Raw genomic sequence first — 16,154 nt, forward strand, 5'->3', positions numbered from 1 at the left:
TATTTGTTATGACAGCGTGGACAATGTTCTCGCCTGCTCAACAATTGAAGTTGTTCAATCCGGAAATACGTGATGCTGCGGCCTATCCTCATCGGGTTGTAATGGATTTCGTAGAACGATATTTTAACATAGACCTTCCTAATCAGCGACAGACAACGCGAGAACACAAGATGGCTGATGACAAAGTCTATTTTAGGAAAGGCAAACCTGCCGACTTGTATCAAGTCACAGATAGCATGCCTTTCTCGATAAATCTACTTGATCGTTACTACGAGATACAGTGGATGAAGAATGAAGAACCTATTATAACATTAGTATTTCCTGCCCAGTATGATTTGCTGATGGGAATGCAGCAGAATGAATCGCAACTAAAACTAAAGGAGAGAATTCTGGCAGCACCAGAGCGTCTAGACTCCATTGAAGAACCTGTGAATTTGACGATACTTGAAGATAGTATCTACATGATGAAGACAGACATGTTTGAATTGGAAAGTCTGAATGATGCTACATATTATAGTAAGGTACGCGAAGATTACATCCCTGTTTTCAATGATTCACTCTTGGACTATTCGGCAGCCAATCTGTTTCATGGATTGATCGCAGATGCCAACTATCGTATGTACATTGAGCAGTCTGTCTATGGCATGAAGACGATTAATTATTCTATTACGTTGAAACAATGGCTCAATTACTGTTCAAGATGCAACATGAATATATTCTTTGCCGTTGAGGAGGAACGTGAGGATGGTATTTTGGCAATTGTTGTTGCCCAATGTAAAGAACTGGGCTTCAATCATTTGCTGTCAGTGGTGATTCCTGATAAGTTCGTAAACGATCAGAATGCAGTCCTGAAAGTTCGACTGACGCCCTACATACCCACACATAACGTGAAAACGCTTTATCAGCAAGAGACAGAGAATCATAAAAAAGTAATCTGGCAATGAAGAAAATATTTCTTACTCTGTTTTTGACCTTTTCTCTTGTAACCATTTCTAATGCCCAAACGGCAGCAGAAGTTAACAAGAGTATTAACAAGGTGAAACGAGATACGATGTATATCTACGCAGAGTCCACCACCAAGGATTTAAACGAGGCATACACTAATGCTCGCGCTATTTTGGAAATGCAGGTTGGAGAATGGGTGCAGAAGCAACATCCTTCAGATGGCATTGAATTGTGTATCGTAAAAGCTAAAGAGCATTTCATGCAACTTGACACTCGTAGAGGTGAGCTGTATCGTGCCTTTGTCTATGTCAAGAAGAGCGATATTATGCCTGTTACAGACAAAAGTGAAGTGACCGTTTTCGAGGTGGCTCCTTCCACACGTCAGAGTCAAGTTGAAGTTGCTCCAGCCATCATTGTGACAGAAGAAGCTCCTAAAGAGGAAAAAGCTATTGTTCAATTGACATCTGAGGAAATACAGATGAAACAGGTAAAAAGCTTCTACGAAGTGGAGCCATATATCAAAGGACTGAAGAGTAAAGGAAAACTGAATGGCTATGGTAAATATGCCACAATGCCTCAAGGGCAAGACTGCCACCTCTTTGTATATGACAAACAAGGAAACATTTCCGCATTGATTCGAAAAAGCGGTAATTTGCAGTACAATTTGAATACACTCAAAGAAGATAACGTTAAGAATTACAAGAATTGTGGAGCCATCTGGTTCCAGCTAAAATAATAAAGGAATGAGAAAGCTACTTTTATTTGTTATAGTGGCTCTGTTTGCCATTCAGAGTCAAGCAGACAATGTTAAATTTACAGTTTCTGACGGCATCGACAATGCAGGCATCAAATCCAAGATTGAGAGTGGAGTTAGTCGTATGCTGACAGAAATTAATGCAGCCCAAGACGCTGGTCGCAGTCTCAATTTCTCTGCTATGGGCAATATTGGTACTCGTGTTCAGCAATCAATGGCGATGTTGTGGGAAAATTGTCCTTTTGAGTGTACAGACGAAGAGATTATCGAACATTGTATCACAACAGGTTCTGGCTATCAGGTCCGTAATATCCCCCTGATGATGAAGCCAACTGGCGAACGTGAGTTTGGCGAAGATGAATATCAGGAGGCTGTTATCAGTTTTGATAAACAGGGTAATGTGGAGAGCTTCTATCTTAGTATCTCCATGAACCTCTACATGAACGTTATCAAAAGTAATCTGGAACTGACAGACCTCCGCCGTCGTCAGCTGATTCTTGACTATGTGGAGCAATTCCGCACGGCCTATAATCAGAAAGACATCAACTTCCTCAATCAGGTGTTTAGTGAAGATGCTCTGATTATCACAGGTAAGGTCATCACCACAAAGCATGCAGAGGGCTTCACTTCTCAGAAAATCCTGTATAACAAGCAGAGCAAGGAACAGTACATCAAGAATCTTCGTGGAGTATTCCAGCGTAACAGCTATATCAAGGTGACATTTGATGAGATTGAAGTGATGCGCCATCCTGTCAATCCTAATTTCTATGGTGTTACCCTTCTGCAAGGTTGGACCAGCGGTAAGTATCATGATGACGGTTATTTGTTCCTCCTGTGGGACTTTACCAATGAAAGTTCTCCTCAGATTCACGTTCGTACTTGGCAGCCAGACAAAATTGGTGGCAAACCTTTACCAAAGGATGAAGTCTTTAGTTTAAGTGATTTTGATATCTAATAACAAGAAACATGAAAAAAAAAATATTAATCTTTTTGATGATTTGTGCATCTTTATCAACATATGCACAGCAGTTAACTGTAAAGAGTGTTAATTTGAGGCCTCAGGATGCACGAGCAAGAACGAATCCTCGCGATGATGCTAAAGGTAAAAAATGCGCAATCATTCGTGTAGGAGTTGTGGGAGTTGAGAATCTGGTTTTTCCTGATGCTGTAGGAAATGTAGAACGTTCTCTGAGTGAATATGTAGTATATGTTCCTGATGGACTTAAATCTTTGAATTACAAAAATAAATCTGGACAAGAACAAGGTTCAATAAACTTTGATGACTATGGGCTTGAAATAAACTCTTTAGCATCATATGATGTAGTTTTTGAATCTGAAGATCGACTCCGTTCTGCTATTTTCTCCATACAACCGGCAAATGCAACTCTGGCGTTTGATGGTAAGAAAGTCGATGTCAATAAAGATGGAATCGCGATGATCAACAAGCCTGTTGGAGAGTATTCATATATGGTAATGGCTGACGGCTATTTAGGTCAAAGTGGCACGGTAACGTTAACAGAGGATGATATTTCAACTGTCACCGATATTATTCTGGAACAACAGTTATACCCTGTCACAATTAATGTATTTCCACAAGAATCAACTGTGTTTATTGATAATGTTCCATATTCGAATGAGCTACTATCTAATTTAAAATTGTCTGAAGGGAAACATTCTGTTAGAGTGACTGCATCGAACTATCAGGATGACGAACGCTCTATTACAGTCAAATCTTCAATGGATCCTGTCTATGTGGTACTGAAAGAGGCCAAACATGAGGTCATAAAGCATAAGGAAGAAAGGTCAAGAACCAATATAAGTATCCGAAATGCATTTTATATTACTGGTGGTTTTGCTTTTACGAGTGCATCAAATGTTGGTAATTTGTTTGATGGAAAGAATGCTTTTGATTTTGGATTAGAGTTTTCTGCTGTCCAGCATTTTGGTGGAATCTTTGCCCTTCGTGAAGGTGCAAGCATAGGAGCAATCAAATCAAATAAGAATGAAAGCTATATAGATTTTGCATATGATATTGAATCAGATAGTTTAAAATGGATGTGGCGAGTAGATGTACCTCTGCAATTTGGAGTAAGTTTGCCTTTTGGCTCATATAATAAACATTTATTCAGTATATTTGGTGGAGGATATGCTAGGTATATTGGGCTGACCGATATCTCTGAGTCTGAATATAAATTTCCTGATGGATATGCAAAGAGAGGAGATGTTGATGATTATATTTTCGATTATGGTATCCGGTTAAGTGCTAAATTAGATTTTTCATCTTTTACCATTGGAGCCGATTTTAGCCAAAGTTTAAATGACTTGGGATTTTCTGCGGGAGTTAATGTAGGCGTAAAATTGTATTCATTAGGAAAGAAAGATTAGAGATATGAAAAAAAAACAATTGAATCTCCAACTGGTATTGACAGCACTCTTTTGCTCTTGTTTTCTTATTTCTAAAGGGCAGAACATGACAGTAAAGAGTGTCGCACTACAGCCAAGCGATCAGACTGCGATACAATATCCATGTCTAGACAATAATGGTGATACCTGTGTCTTATTGAAAATAAAGACCGATCGTTTAGAAGGCATTGAATTCTCAAATCCGAATCAGTATATTAAGGTGGACTACAGTGAAGGAATTTATTCTGTATACGTGCCGACAGTAACTCGGAAATTGGATTTTCTGCATAAGGATTTCATGCCTGTTCAACTTGATATGGCAGAATATGGATACAGAAGACTTAGGGCGGGCAGGACTTATCTGATAACTCTTGATGCTCATCGCATTAGTGAGCTAAAAAGTTCTGTTCTTATTAAAGTGGAGCCGAAAAGCTCTAAAATCATTATAGATGAACAAAATTATAATCCCAATTCAAACGGTACCATAGAGTTGCCTATTGCCTTTGGAAAACATCATTATACTGTTTTAGCAGATAATTATTCATCGCAAAAAGGTGACTTTACAATAGGCAAATCAGAAGCGAAGACTTTAACAATCAAGTTACAACCTATCATACATGAAGTGTTGGTGGGTAGTAATGTTGGAAATGCACGTGTTTTTGTAGACAATTTGGATTATGGAGGGGTTGGTAAATTGTTGATCCCACAGGGTAATCATACCATACGCGTGCAGGCAGAAGGATATGTTGATGAAGAAAAAGAAGTGAGTATTAACTCCTATACTGGTAGCCTTTCTTTTATTCTTAAAGAAAACAAGCGAATTACTCATATTCATGCGACTCCTGTTACCATTCGTTCTTCTTCATCATGTATATACAAAGATAACAAAAAGATTAAGGAATGGGAAGATGGCGCAACCATTATGTTCATGCCTGGTAAATATTTGCTTTCAGATGATGACGGGAATACAAAGAAAATTGTAGTGGGAAGAGAGCCAATGGAAGTGCGACTATAGATGATGACATTTTCTTTAGATTTACGTCCGCACCTAGCAGCCCGACAAAATCGGTGGCAAGCCATTACCAAAGGATGAAGTGTTTAATTTAAGTGATTTTGATATTTAATAGTTTGGTTATGACTTTTGAAAGATTTATGCGTGCCATCCTAACAGCAATACCATATATTGGTAGTCCTTTAGAACAATTGTTATTCGGCACAAAAGATGATGAAAAAGCAAGTAAAATAGTGAATAACATTGAAAAGAGTGACAAAGCTTTACGTATTAAAAGAGATAAAGAAGGTAATGTGATAAATAACCCATACGATTTTGGTGAAATATGAATGAAATAAGAAAGATTGTGCTAAGTCTTTTGCATAACTCCGTTGAGGATGTATATACACTCGATGAAGTCAATTTGAATGATGGGGTTTCTGAATGGAATATTTGTGCACGTGTGGCTATGTATATGGAAAAAAGAATGAGGGCTTATGATTTTGTGCACAGGACTTCATTGTTTAAGGATTATTATGTTGATGTTGAATATAATAGAAGTTATGGAGGAAATCCGAAAATTGTAGATGGGCATAATGTTAGGGTTGATTTAATAGTTCAAACGCGTGAAGAAACAAAGCCTAATTATTTGGTGTTAGAAATGAAGAAACCAGAAAATCCAGAGAAACGAGTTGATGATGAAAGAGAATTAAATAGAATGGTAAGACCACGAGAAGAAGGAACTCCAGATTGTTATAATTGTGGTTCGTATGTAGGTGTGTTTATTGATTACAATAAAGATAAATATTGGGGGAAGTTCTTTTGGTACGATGATCTAAAGAAAGATGTCGAAATTAGGGACTTCGATAGAAATGATATGTTAAATATAATTGAAGAGTTGTTCGGATGAAAACAGGTTTCTTTTTGACAATACTCATTTTTTGCACAGTTTCAATGTATGCCCAAGACATTGAGGTAAAGAAGTTCGAGCCGTTGGAGAAAGACCAGACGGCGGCATTGAGTCCTCGAAAGGATATCAATGGAGTGACATGTGGGTTGGTGAAGGTCGCTTTGAAGGAGCCTGGAGCCAGGTTTGAAAGAAGTATGATGGGCGATGTGTAGTTCAGGGAGAGTCAGTATTTGGTATATAGATGAAGAGATCATTATTGGTGCTCATGACATTGCAAATGTCTTGCATGGCAAGTTACTCACAGGACTTGCGGAATAGTTCGAATATGCTCATTGGTAAGATTGAGTCAGATGGTATTGTGCGTGACCAATCAAACATGATGATTGGGAATATTCGTTCGGATGGTACCATTGCGAACCGGAACAACATGACAGTGGGGAAGATTGAAAAAGACGGTTCTATAAGAGACCGCTCGAACATGAAGATAGGGAAGGTGGATAGTGATGGAGAAGTGAAGGACAGTAACAATATGCAGATAGGACGGGTGAAAGCCGATGGAACGGTTGTTGACCGCAATAATATGACTATCAGCTATGCTAAAGGCATTCCGACGACTTATGCTGCCGTGTTTTTCTTCTTCAAACTATTTGAATAAAAAAGTGATAGTCATATTTGGAAATAAGTAATAAAAAAGGTTATGAATACAGTAAAATCAGAAGAACAGTCGCAACTGATTGTGCCAGAGAGTGTTTTGCCAAAAGTAATGAATATCATAAACGGCTATAATAAGAAAGCTGCGAAATGGGGTTATGAGCTATTGACATACAATGCCAGCAATCACACTATTTCGGGCAAGTTCACACCTAAGGATGATTCTATTGGAGACTTTATGAAGCAAATGAAAGATGCCTATAAGAAAGGTGATTTAGGTGAAGGGTGGAAGAAAATACTCAAACTGTGCGGCAAAGATTAGACATACTCTTTTTATGCGACGATTGAAGATTATGTCTGACGACGTGCCGATGGCATGTGGGGATGTTTTTGGAATAAATGACATGCTGGACAGACTGAAGGTGTTTTGCAGGGCACAGGGGATAGAGGTGCCTATCATGAGATTGATAGAGGTGGATGGTGTCCTCATACCATACGCCGTGGCGCTGCATTTAATAAGGAATGACCAGATGTGTCAGTATGATGTAGAGGTTGTTTTCTTGTTGGTTGATTTTCCCGACAAAGAGGACAGGGAGGCGGAAGCGTGTCGGTTGAGGGTGATGGCAGAGGAATTCGAAATGCCTTGCCTGCTGACGACGAGGGCGGCTTTCTCGCCTCGGCAGGATAGCTTCTACAAGAATCTGGGTTTCATGAAGATGCCTGTCACATGGTCGGACGAGGCGCAACGTGACTACGAGGTGTATGTGAAGGGCGACATCCTGATGGACACCTTTGCTTACGCGATGGAACAAATGAAGTATATCGGACGGGAAATTGTATATCTGGAAGATGGTGGAAAGTGACCAGTTGTGGATGGACAGTTATGGCTTCATTTATTCAGCAGACGGGAAACGGTTGCTGAAAGGGGCCAATGTGGAGGGAGCTTATTGGATACCTGAGGGTGTGGAGGAGATTGAAGATGGTGCATTGATAGGATGCCGGATAGGTACACTACACATTCCTTGGACGGCTCATGTACATGAATATGATCAGTTGAAGTTTAGCAAGGATCCAGAAGAAAATGAGAATCTGATGCCTTGTGTATATTTCTGGCAGAAAGACTATTCCTGTCGCGATGAGCAGACGGATGCCTTTGAGGATGATGGAGAGTACCGCATGGATGAACATGACATTGCTTATAGTCTCGACAGGCATCGGTTATTGTTCGCAAGGGCTGGATTCAAAGATAACGAATACCATGTACCGGAAGGTGTAGTGACGATATGTTCTATGGCATTCGCTACATGCCGCCAATTTGTTACGCTGTATATCCCTCGATCAGTCCGTCTGATTGGCGACTATATTTTTGGTCCAGGTGGAGGAAAGATAATTATAAGAGATTAATGCTTTCGAGACAATGAGAGAAGAATTTATAAGATAGATGTGATGGACTGACGATCGTGATGTCGTAATGAATAAAGCTAAGGTGCTTGCAGCATGTTACAATAGAGGGAAGTTGTCTACCCCAGATAGCTTGCAAAACCACAAATAGATTCCGTAGAAAGGTGTAGCCTAATACACAGTTTTCTGTGGAGTGCCACACAAAGATGCTTGTCTGCTTTCTGATGAGCAAGTTCGGCAGACATTAGGTCTTCGTTTCCTTGAATTGAGCGCAGTGCCTACGAGGTAATCGGCTTGCCGCTTCGCTCGTCGAAGAACTGCTGACAAGTTTCAACAGTTTCGTCACAAAGATGAAGGAGATGGCTAAATGAGGTTACGATTTAGAAGCCTAACTTCTTCACCGATTCTCCCCAATTTGCATATCCCTGCATTATAGCCGCCCCTTATCAAGGGGCTCTAAATCCCTGTCTTTCCTATATTTTAGGCCGAATTCTTGCTTTGGCAAGCGTTTCTTAGAAACGGTTAGCGTTAATCTTCCAAAATCGCTTCGCTTTTACAAGTTTTTTTCGTAACTTTGCACCAAAATGTGCTAAGAATAACAAAGAATGGCAGTAGCAAAGATTATCAACCAGGAAAGCCAACAGCGGCAGTTCTCATTCGAGGTGCTTCCACCACTGAAAGGAACAGGCACCGATAAGCTGTTTGGGGACATCGCTAAACTGTGCGAGCTGAACCCCGCCTTTATCAATATCACTACACATCATAGTGAATATGTATATAAAGAACTGAGCGATGGACGCTTCGAGCGTCAGAGACAGCGTCGACGTCCCGGAACGATAGCTGTTGCAGCCGCCATTCAACAGCGCTTTAATGTGCCCGTACAGCCACACGTGATCTGTAGCGGTGCGACGATAGAGGATATTGAATATGAGTTGCTGGACCTGCAGTTCTTGGGTATCACAGACCTGCTGTTGTTGCGTGGAGATAAGGCTAAAGAGGATAGTATCTTTAAGCCAACACCCGGTGGACATGCACATACCACAGACCTGATACAGCAGGTGATGCGCTTCAACGAGGGTTTCTTTGCAGACGGGACGCCTATCAAGAACCCCGGAAAGAGGTTTGATATTGGTGTGGCTTGCTACCCCGAGAAGCATGAAGAGGCTCCCAACCTGGAGATGGATATGCAGTATCTGAAGCAGAAGCAGGACCTGGGCGCACAGTATGCGGTGACGCAGCTGTTCTACGACAACGAGAAATACTTCCAGTTTGTGGAGAAGGCCAGAACCATGGGTATCACCATACCCATCATCCCCGGTATTAAGCCACTGGCCAAGTTGACGCAGTTGACCGTGGTGCCACGCACCTTCCACTGCGACATCCCCGAGGCGCTGGCCCGCGAGATAGTGAAATGTAAGACCGACGAGGACGCCCGACAGTTGGGTATAGAATGGACCACCCAGCAATGTCGAGAGTTGTATGCACACGGTGTGAACGACATTCATTTCTACACCATCAGTGCCGTTGACTCGGTCGTGGAGATAGTTAAGCAGTTGGCATAATGAGACTGAGTGAGGTCATAGGACAACAGGAGTGCAAGGCGCGCTTGAAACAGATGGTGGCAGAAGACCGTCTGCCGCATGCCATCATGCTGTGCGGTCCGCAAGGTGTGGGCAAGCTGGCGCTGGCCGTGGCCTTTGGCTGTTACCTGTTGGAAGGCAATGACGACGACAGCGTCGCAGAGCCACCGATGCTAGCAAAGCTGGAGCACCCCGACCTGCACTTCACCTTCCCCACCATCAAGTTGCCCTCGATGAGTAGTGATCACAAGCCCGTGAGCGATGACTTTGCACGCGAGTGGCACGAGCTAATCATGCAGGGACCCTACTTCTCGATGGACCAATGGATGACGGCCATGGGCGGCGAGAACCAGCAGGCTATCATCACGGCAGGCGAGAGTGACGAACTGGTGCGCAAACTCAGTTTGAAGTCAAGTCAGGGCGGCTATAAGGTGTCTGTCATCTGGTTGCCTGAGCGTATGAACATTGAGTGTGCCAACAAGTTGCTGAAACTTATTGAGGAACCACCCACGCAGACGGTGTTCCTGATGGTGTGCGAAGAGCCCGACAAGCTGTTGGAGACCATCCGCAGTCGTGTGCAGCGCATCGACGTGAAGCGACTGGCCAACGAAGATGTGCAGCAGGCACTGGCCGAGCGATATGGCATGGATGCCGATAAGGCCACACGCATCAGCCGACTGTGTGGCGGCTCGTGGCTGAAAGCCCTGCAGGAGATGCAGGTGGGCACAGAGAATGAGCAGTTTCTGGACCTCTTCAAGATGCTGATGCGACTGGCATATAAGCGCAATGTGAAGGACTTGCGCAAATGGAGCGAGACGCTGAGCGCCTTCGGACGCGAGAAGCAAAAGCGCTTCCTGCAGTTCTTTATGCGCATGCTGCGCGAGAACTTTATGTATAACTTCCAACAGCAAGAGCTATGCTACATGACGCAGGAAGAGGAAGAGTTTGCCCGCAACTTTGCACGTTTTATCAACGAAAACAATATATTACAGCTTTACGACCTGGCCAACGTGGCCATCCGTGACATCGGACAGAATGCCAATGCGAAGATTGTGTTCTTCGACTTCGTGCTGAGAATCATCGTACTGCTGATACCGCCTAAACAATAGAAAGTGAAATGGAAAAAGAATTAGAAATACGTACAGGCTGTGACCGCGGACTCTGTCATCAGGCTATCGGCCGACAGGATCGCCAGTTGAACACCTATGACTGGCTGGCCGACGTGCCAGGCAATGCCGACTCGACCGATCTGGTGGAGGTGCAGTTCAAACATACACGTAAGGGCTACTACCACAACATCAACCGTCTGCCCCTGAAGAAAGGCGACATCGTGGCTGTTGAGGCTAGTCCTGGTCATGACATCGGCGTGGTGACACTGACAGGACGACTGGTGGCACTGCAGATCAAGAAGGCTAACCTGAAGTCGGCCGACGACATCAAGCGCATCTATCGCTTGGCTCGCCAGGTGGACATGGACAAGTATCATGAGGCAAAGGCCCTGGAGCATCAGACCATGATTGAGAGTCGTAAGATAGCGAAGGGACTGGGACTTGACATGAAAATCGGTGATGTGGAGTATCAGGGCGATGGCAACAAGGCCATCTTCTACTATATCGCTGACGAGCGTGTGGACTTCCGCCAGCTGATTAAGGACTTGGCTGCCGCTTTCCACGTGCGCATCGAGATGAAGCAGATTGGTGCCCGTCAGGAAGCCGGACGTATCGGTGGTACGGGACCCTGCGGACGTGAGCTGTGCTGCGCCACATGGATGAAGAACTTCATCAGCGTGTCAACGGGTGCTGCGCGTCATCAGGATATCTCGCTGAACCCACAGAAGCTGGCCGGCATGTGCGCCAAGCTGAAATGCTGCCTGAACTACGAGGTGGACGAGTATATGGAGGCAGGACGTCAGTTGCCTAGTCGTGAGATAGTGCTGCAGACGCTCGATTCGGACTACTATTACTTCAAGGCCGACATCCTGGCCGGACTGGTCACTTACTCTACCGATAAGCGCATCGCTGCCAACCTAGAGACGATCACGGCGGCACGCGCCAAGGAGGTGATAGAGATGAACCGACGTGGTGAGAAGCCTGAAAGCTTGCAGGAGGCCGGCAACCAGAAGAAGGAGAACGGACCTGTTGACCTGTTGGCAGGCGACAGCATCACGCGCTTTGACAAGTCTAAGAAGAAAAAGAAGAAAAAGAAGAAGCCGTCTGACAGACGCAACAACAATAATGAGCAACAGCAATAAAGGGCTCATCCTGATAATGCTTACGATTGCGCTGACACTTGTCGGGTGCAATCGTAAGACTGTTTTCAGCCATTACGAACATGTGGAACTGGATGGCTGGGAACAGGCAGACACATTGTTTTTCAAGATTGCGGGCATACCTGCCGGTACCTATGAGGAGGAGCTGGGCATACGCAACAGCGTGGAGTATCCGTATATGCAGTTGACAGTGGTGGCCTATCAACAGTCGGTGTCGGGCATGCAGCGCACCGACACGCTGGAAGTGGACATGGCCAACCGTGCCGGTAAACTGACGGGTACGGGCATCAGCCGCTATTACCACGCCTTGCCGCTGGGACAGGTGACGCTGTGTGACAGCGATACACTATATGTACGCGTACACCATTATATGATAAATAATGATTTGCCCGGTATCTCGGATATCGGTGTCACGCTGAAGAAACTGAAGTAGGATTAACGATGGGCCATGTTTCTGCCGGCATCAATACGTAGGAAGATGAACAGCAGGAAGGTGAAGCCCCATAGCGACGAACCGCCGTAAGAGAAGAAGGGCAGGGGAATGCCAATGACAGGGGTCAGTCCTAACACCATGCCCACGTTGATGAACACGTGGAAAAGGAATATAGATACCACACAATAGCCATAGACACGACCATAGGCTGTTGATTGACGTTCGGCCAATTGTATCAAACGTAGAATCAACGCCAGAAACAGAAGCAGCACGCTGGCTGCACCAACAAAACCTTCCTCTTCACCCACTGTGCAGAAAATGAAGTCGGTGTCTTGTTCGGGCACATACTTCAGCTTGGTCTGCGTGCCGTTCAGGAACCCCTTGCCTCGCAGTCCGCCAGAACCAATAGCAATCTCACTCTGATGCACGTTGTAGCCCGCACCCTTGAGGTCTTCTTCAAGGCCTAGCAGCACATTGATACGTGTGCGCTGATGAGGCTCGAGGATATTGTTGAGCGCATAGTCGGCCGAGCTAAAGAACAGAATGGAACCCATGGCAAACAGGGCTATCCAAAGGTAGTTCTGAAAACGGGTGAACAGTGCCTGCCACAACAGATAACCCACGAGAATGAGGCTGAGAGCCATCTGAACCCAGAAAAGGTCGAAGGGAATGACGTAAACAGAGAACAGCAGACAGATCAGGGTGGTGCCCAGGCACAGTCCCAGACAGTGAAGGGCTTGTTTCTGATTGCGACAGTAGATGCCAATGAGGGCAGAGGAGAATATCTGGATGAGCAGCAGGACAATGAACCTGCCAATGGATGTGGGTGTATCGAACAGCAACGGTTCGGCATAGCGGATGCCAATGACAAAGTAGATCACCATTGCAGCACCGGTGAACAAGACGCTGCCGGTCATGCCTTCACGATAGAGCATGAGGAAGAATGACAGATAGACCAGGGCGGAACCCGTCTCGCGCTGCATGATGATGAAGAACATGGGCACGAAGATGATGGTCAGCGTCAGCAGGAAGTCCTTGGTGTCGTGGATGTTATAGCGGAAGCGCCCCATGAACTTGGCCAGCGCCAGTGCTGTGGCAAACTTGGCAAACTCTGCTGGTTGCAGTCGTAGCGGACCTAACACGAGCCAGGAATGCGAGCCTTTGATGCTATGCGGATTGAAGATGGTGCCAAACAGCAGGAGTAGTAAGACACCATAGATGACAAAGGCAAAGGTGTCGTAGAACCTGTCGTCGAGCAGCAGCAGTACCAGACCCAGAAACAGTGAGGTGCCAATCCACACAATCTGCATGCCGGAACGAGCGGACAACGAGAAGAGGTTGGGTTCTTCAAAGCTGTAGCTGGCACCACAGACACTCAGCCAACCAAAGGTGAGCAGCGCCATGTAGATGGCGATGGTCCACCAGTCAATAGACCGCAATACACCGGGATGTTTATCTGTCGCCTGCTCCATAGTCAATACGTTTATGTTGTATCTCGTTGGCTTTGCTCTGAGATGCAGCCGAGAGCTCGCCATTGATAAATTGTTCCATGATAAGTCCGCCGATGGGCACACCATAAGTGGCACCCCATCCACCATTCTCTACATAGACAGCCACGGCTATCTTAGGCTCGTCCATCGGTGCAAAGCCCATAAACACGGAGTGGTCGTGGCCACGGTTCTGGGCTGTACCTGTTTTACCGCATGCCATGAAGTCGTAGCCGGCTAAGGCCTTACATGTACCTCCGAGAACGGCAGAGCGCATACCCTGTACCACATAGTCGTAGGCTTGCTTGTTGGCCTTGGTGTAGCGCTTGTTGGTATAGAGCGTGTCCAGCTTTTCGCCCTTGATCTTCTTGACCACGTGGGGGGTGATGAAATAGCCACGGTTGGCAATTGTGGCACCCAGATTTGCAATCTGCAGTGGCGTGGCGTTCACCTCGCCCTGACCAATGGAGATACTGATGATGGTGAGTCCGTTCCACGAGCCCTTATAGGCTTTGTCGTAGAACTGTGCGTTGGGGATGAGGCCTCGTTTCTCGCCGGGGAGGTCGATGCCCAGTTGATAGCCAAAGCCCATAGACACCATATAGTCGCGCCAGGTGTTCATGGCATCCTGTACGGTGTGGTATTTCTGGCGGTTGCCTATCATGTGATAGAGTCCCCAACAGAAATAGCCGTTGCACGAGGTGGAGATGGCTGGCACCAGGGGTAGGGGAGATGCATGACCATGACAACCCACGCGAAGACCCTTGAAGACAAATCCGTGGTAGCAGGGGTAGGCTGTCTGGGCGGTGATGATGCCCTCGCTCAAGAAGGTGAGTGCCTGGGTGGTCTTGAAGGTAGAACCGGGAGGATACTGCCCCATGATACTGCGGTTGAGCAGGGGTTTCCAAGTATTTCGACTCAGTTGGTTGTGACTCTTGGAACGCTTGCGACCTACCATCATGCGTGGGTCATAGCTGGGAGAGCTGACCATACAGAGCACCTCGCCCGTTTTGGGCTCGATGGCTACGATAGAGCCGATCTTGCCTTCCAACAGTCTTTCGCCCAGTTCCTGCAACTTATAGTCGATGCTGAGCGTTAGGTTCTTGCCGGCCACAGGCTTTCGGTCGTAAAGACCGTTTTGATAGCTGCCTTGGATGCGTCCATGAGCATCGCGCAGCAGAATCTGCACGCCTTTCTTGCCACGCAGCTGCTGTTCGTAGGAGCGTTCCACGCCTAACTTGCCAATATAGTCGCCAGGCTGATAATAGTCGTCGTTCTCGATATCGGCAGGCGATACCTCGGCAACGTCGCCCAAGACATGGGCGGCGAAGGGATAGCGATACTGGCGGATGCTACGTTTCTGTACGTAGAAGCCAGGGAAACGATATTTCTTTTCCTGGAAGATGCTGAACTCCTGATCGGACAGCTGACTCATGAACATCTGTTGGGTGAAACGTGAGTAACCGGGGTTCTTGTTGCGGTCTTTCATCATCTCCATGCGCTGGTCGAACTCTTCGCGGGTGATGTTCAGCGACTGGCAGAGCTCCAGTGTGTCGAACTGATCCTTGGCTTCGTTGACCACCACCATAATATCATAGGCGGGCTGATTGTAAACCAGCAGTTCGCCATTGCGGTCGGTGATGATGCCGCGAGCGGGATATTCGATACGTTTCAGAAAGGCGTTAGAGTCGGCATTCTTCTTATAGTCGTCGCTCATCAGCTGAAGTGAAAACAGACGAAGGATATAGATGGTGACGATTGCGACGGCCACCATAGCAATGACAAGCTTTCTATATTCGGCTGAGTTATCTTTCACTTTACTCTCCTTTTATTTCTTTCTGAGACTCTCTAAGGCCAGAATCAACATGGTCGTCAGTATGCTGCTTCCAAAGATGCACATGAGCCAATGGAAGAAGTTGAAGAAGCTGAATGCTTCGATGGTGTAGAATGCCACACAGTAGATGAGCAGCAGGATGTATGTCAGCGATAGGAACTTACCAAAGCCTAGTGTGCGGCTGGAAGTCTTGATGTAGTCGTCGGCATTGCGGGGCAAGAACAGCTCCAGCAGGTAGGGCTGCAGTGCGCCAATCAGCGTGAGTGACATGGCAGCCACACCGGGCGTGTTGGTGAACATGTCCATGGTGAGGCCCATGGCAAAGCTCCACAGCAAGATGGCCCATTTAGGGTAGTTGCGTGGAAACATGATGACGAAGTAAACATAGATAAGGGGAATGGCGCCATAAAGAATGTCCATGCCGTTGAATACCAGAACCTGTGACAGCCCCAGCAGCACGAATTGCATCACCCGTTTTAATAGATCGTATATCATA

Annotated in this window: 19 protein-coding genes; 16 read left to right on the top strand and 3 right to left on the bottom strand. The window is 45.8% G+C overall.

The genetic code is table 11. The features are described 5' to 3' along the window. Window positions 1–8 precede the first annotated feature (8 nt). The 16 genes from T433_RS0104565 to T433_RS0104640 all read left to right on the top strand — a co-directional run bounded on the left by T433_RS0104565 (window position 9) and on the right by T433_RS0104640 (window position 12,337). Entirely contained in the window at window positions 9–944 is a 936-nt protein-coding gene (locus T433_RS0104565) for a hypothetical protein (RefSeq protein WP_027455025.1), read from the top strand. Next, on the top strand, window positions 941–1,681 hold the full coding sequence (locus T433_RS0104570) for a hypothetical protein (RefSeq protein WP_027455026.1): 741 nt from the start codon (window positions 941–943) through the stop codon (window positions 1,679–1,681). Before T433_RS0104565 ends, T433_RS0104570 begins: the two co-directional genes overlap by 4 nt. A 7-nt stretch (window positions 1,682–1,688) precedes the next feature. Next, window positions 1,689–2,654 carry a Cif family virulence factor gene (locus tag T433_RS0104575; RefSeq protein WP_027455027.1) on the top strand — a complete coding sequence of 322 codons (966 nt, stop codon included), beginning with the start codon at window positions 1,689–1,691 and terminating at the stop codon, window positions 2,652–2,654. An 11-nt stretch (window positions 2,655–2,665) separates the two neighbouring features. Continuing rightward, complete coding sequence (locus tag T433_RS0104580; protein WP_027455028.1) at window positions 2,666–4,084, top strand: PEGA domain-containing protein; 1,419 nt, start codon at window positions 2,666–2,668, stop codon at window positions 4,082–4,084. 4 nt (window positions 4,085–4,088) lie between these two features. Beyond that, entirely contained in the window at window positions 4,089–5,117 is a 1,029-nt protein-coding gene (locus T433_RS0104585) for a PEGA domain-containing protein (protein WP_081778363.1), read from the top strand. A 119-nt stretch (window positions 5,118–5,236) separates the two neighbouring features. Further along, complete coding sequence (locus T433_RS0104590) at window positions 5,237–5,443, top strand: hypothetical protein (protein WP_027455030.1); 207 nt, start codon at window positions 5,237–5,239, stop codon at window positions 5,441–5,443. Beyond that, window positions 5,440–6,003, top strand: a complete 564-nt coding sequence (locus T433_RS0104595; protein ID WP_027455031.1) for a hypothetical protein — start codon at window positions 5,440–5,442, stop codon at window positions 6,001–6,003. The genes T433_RS0104590 and T433_RS0104595 overlap by 4 nt, the downstream gene beginning before the upstream one ends. Window positions 6,004–6,047: 44 nt before the next feature. Then, a complete protein-coding gene (locus tag T433_RS16415; RefSeq protein WP_155808377.1) occupies window positions 6,048–6,215 on the top strand; it encodes a hypothetical protein in 168 nt (55 codons plus the stop codon). 74 nt (window positions 6,216–6,289) lie between these two features. Further along, the gene (locus T433_RS0104605) at window positions 6,290–6,658 is read left to right on the top strand and encodes a 5-fold beta-flower protein (protein ID WP_052356988.1); all 369 of its coding nucleotides are present in this window, start codon (window positions 6,290–6,292) and stop codon (window positions 6,656–6,658) included. A gap of 42 nt (window positions 6,659–6,700) precedes the next feature. Continuing rightward, window positions 6,701–6,976, top strand: coding sequence for a hypothetical protein (locus T433_RS0104610; RefSeq protein WP_155808378.1), 276 nt, complete (start codon window positions 6,701–6,703; stop codon window positions 6,974–6,976). A 13-nt stretch (window positions 6,977–6,989) separates the two neighbouring features. Beyond that, entirely contained in the window at window positions 6,990–7,517 is a 528-nt protein-coding gene (locus T433_RS0104615) for a hypothetical protein (protein WP_155808379.1), read from the top strand. Next, window positions 7,504–8,058, top strand: a complete 555-nt coding sequence (locus T433_RS0104620) for a leucine-rich repeat protein (RefSeq protein WP_027455035.1) — start codon at window positions 7,504–7,506, stop codon at window positions 8,056–8,058. Before T433_RS0104615 ends, T433_RS0104620 begins: the two co-directional genes overlap by 14 nt. A gap of 602 nt (window positions 8,059–8,660) precedes the next feature. Then, a complete protein-coding gene (gene metF / locus T433_RS0104625) occupies window positions 8,661–9,617 on the top strand; it encodes a methylenetetrahydrofolate reductase [NAD(P)H] (protein WP_027455036.1) in 957 nt (318 codons plus the stop codon). Further along, window positions 9,617–10,744 carry a DNA polymerase III subunit gene (locus T433_RS0104630; RefSeq protein WP_027455037.1) on the top strand — a complete coding sequence of 376 codons (1,128 nt, stop codon included), beginning with the start codon at window positions 9,617–9,619 and terminating at the stop codon, window positions 10,742–10,744. The genes metF and T433_RS0104630 overlap by 1 nt, the downstream gene beginning before the upstream one ends. 8 nt (window positions 10,745–10,752) lie before the next feature. Next, window positions 10,753–11,886, top strand: coding sequence for a PSP1 domain-containing protein (locus tag T433_RS14625; RefSeq protein WP_044109212.1), 1,134 nt, complete (start codon window positions 10,753–10,755; stop codon window positions 11,884–11,886). Next, window positions 11,870–12,337 carry a gliding motility lipoprotein GldH gene (locus tag T433_RS0104640; protein ID WP_081778364.1) on the top strand — a complete coding sequence of 156 codons (468 nt, stop codon included), beginning with the start codon at window positions 11,870–11,872 and terminating at the stop codon, window positions 12,335–12,337. The genes T433_RS14625 and T433_RS0104640 overlap by 17 nt, the downstream gene beginning before the upstream one ends. 2 nt (window positions 12,338–12,339) lie before the next feature. Here T433_RS0104640 and rodA read toward each other — a convergent pair whose 3' ends face one another. The 3 genes from rodA to mreD are packed head-to-tail and all read right to left on the bottom strand — an operon-like array spanning window position 12,340 to window position 16,153. Then, complete coding sequence (gene rodA / locus T433_RS0104645) at window positions 12,340–13,809, bottom strand: rod shape-determining protein RodA (protein WP_027455038.1); 1,470 nt, start codon at window positions 13,807–13,809, stop codon at window positions 12,340–12,342. Further along, complete coding sequence (gene mrdA, locus T433_RS0104650; protein WP_027455039.1) at window positions 13,790–15,640, bottom strand: penicillin-binding protein 2; 1,851 nt, start codon at window positions 15,638–15,640, stop codon at window positions 13,790–13,792. Before mrdA ends, rodA begins: the two co-directional genes overlap by 20 nt. A gap of 12 nt (window positions 15,641–15,652) precedes the next feature. Beyond that, on the bottom strand, window positions 15,653–16,153 hold the full coding sequence (gene mreD, locus T433_RS0104655; RefSeq protein WP_027449882.1) for a rod shape-determining protein MreD: 501 nt from the start codon (window positions 16,151–16,153) through the stop codon (window positions 15,653–15,655). Window position 16,154: the final 1 nt, after the last annotated feature.

The organism is Xylanibacter brevis ATCC 19188, from assembly GCF_000621725.1.
Lineage (GTDB): Bacteria > Bacteroidota > Bacteroidia > Bacteroidales > Bacteroidaceae > Prevotella > Prevotella brevis.